Raw genomic sequence first — 1,305 nt, forward strand, 5'->3', positions numbered from 1 at the left:
TGTCTCCTACCTATTCTGCACGTCGGCGACCACGTCTCAGCGACAGCCTGCAGTAAAGCTCCATAGGGTCTTCGCTTCCCCCTGGGTGTCTCCAGACTCCGCACTGGAATGTACAGTTCACCGGGCCCAACGTTGGGACAGTGAAGCTCTGGTTAATCCATTCATGCAAGCCGCTACTGATGCGGCAAGGTACTACGCTACCTTAAGAGGGTCATAGTTACCCCCGCCGTTGACAGGTCCTTCGTCCTCTTGTACGAGGTGTTCAGATACCTGCACTGGGCAGGATTCAGTGACTGTACGAGTCCTTGCGGATTTGCAGTCACCTGTGTTGTTACTAGACAGTCCGAGCTTCCGAGTCACTGCGACCTGCTCATCTCCTGAGCAGGCATCCCTTATTCCGAAGGTACGGGACTAACTTGCCGAATTCCCTAACGTCGGTTGCTCCCGACAGGCCTTAGCTTTCGCCGCTATGGACACCTGTGTCGGTTCTCGGTACGGATACCATACTCTCCTTTTCACGGGCCCCAGGTTGAACCATATTTCTCTATCTCGCCGTTCGTCCGCTTCGTGCCATTACGGCTTCCACGGAGTTGGACGATTCGACCGGGCGAAAGCCCGGCATGGTCGACCCCAGGGCGTCAGATTTCAATGTATGGTAGCACGGGAATATTAACCCGTTTCCCATTTCGTCTCAGTCGAGTTGCGGTGAGACTTAGGACCGGCTAACCCTCGGCTGATCAGCAGTGCCGAGGAACCCTTATCCATTAGGCCGTCGGGGTTCTCACCCGACTATCGCTGCTACTATGGCCAGGATTTTCGTCACTAATCGGTCCACAGGAGTTCTCACCCCTGCTTCCATCCAATTAGAGCGCCAATCTACTCGATTGCCCGGTAAAGGGCACGGATAGGTCTCGGTGGTGGATTTGAGTCCCGATCATTTTGGGCGCCTCAAACCTCGGCCGGTAAGCTGTTACGCTTTTCTTAGAGGGTAGCTGCTTCTAAGCTCACCTCCCGGCTGTCTAGGGCTCGAGACCACCTTCAGAGGATTACACTTAATCCACACTTGGGGACCTTAACCTATCTCTGGGTTGTTCCCCTCCTGGTGCACAGGCTTACCCCGCACACCGGAATCCCCGCGTCAAACAGCGTTCGTAGGTTTGGAGTTTGACAAGTGTGCCGACTCCTCTCGGAGGCGGTCACACTAATCGGTCGCTCTACCCCACGAACTACCTCGGCGGAGGTCATGCTTCGACATGTTTCGATTGGAACCAGCTGTTGCCGGACTCGATGGGCCTTTCACCCCTA

At 55.3% G+C, this 1,305-nt stretch carries 1 rRNA gene; it reads right to left on the reverse strand.

Annotated elements, in window-relative coordinates:
* A 23S ribosomal RNA gene (locus VJ162_RS18415) occupies window positions 1-1,305 on the reverse strand; the annotation flags it as partial.

The sequence above is a fragment of the Haloarcula sediminis genome (assembly GCF_035656455.1).
GTDB classification, from domain to species: domain Archaea; phylum Halobacteriota; class Halobacteria; order Halobacteriales; family Haloarculaceae; genus Haloarcula; species Haloarcula sediminis.